The sequence below is a fragment of the Peribacillus psychrosaccharolyticus ATCC 23296 genome, assembly GCF_000305495.1.
In the GTDB taxonomy this organism is placed as follows: domain Bacteria; phylum Bacillota; class Bacilli; order Bacillales; family DSM-1321; genus Peribacillus; species Peribacillus psychrosaccharolyticus.
In genome coordinates this window covers 1-281 of record NZ_AJTN02000140.1, presented here as the reverse complement: position 1 = coordinate 281, position 281 = coordinate 1, and the positions used below count along the sequence as shown (strand labels likewise).

Annotated in this window: 1 protein-coding gene; it reads right to left on the bottom strand. The window is 43.4% G+C overall.

The window, feature by feature from the left end:
- Positions 1 to 184, bottom strand: a 184-nt coding sequence (locus tag WYK_RS25550) for a hypothetical protein (protein WP_235782455.1), incomplete at its 3' end; no start/stop codon positions are given.
- Positions 185 to 281: the final 97 nt, after the last annotated feature.

Here is a 281-nt window from a genome sequence, read left to right as displayed (position 1 = left end):
TTTTTGTTCTAGCTTGAGAGGCGGGGGAATTTGGAAAGGCTGAATCAAAGCGAGTTTGGGCCGAATGATAGCCGAAAAGGGCCGAATAAATCAGAGATAGGGCCGAATAACTGCCATAATGGGCCGAATCAGCGTTCATTAAGCTATTTTTGGGTAATCCGGCAAGCTTGAAATGGTGAAACAAACGTAGAATCCTAGCTTTTTATCAAAATCAGATCACTTTCTGATAGTTTGAGAGGCGGGTTTGCCCAGAAAGGGTATCCAAAAGAGCTAGATACTCT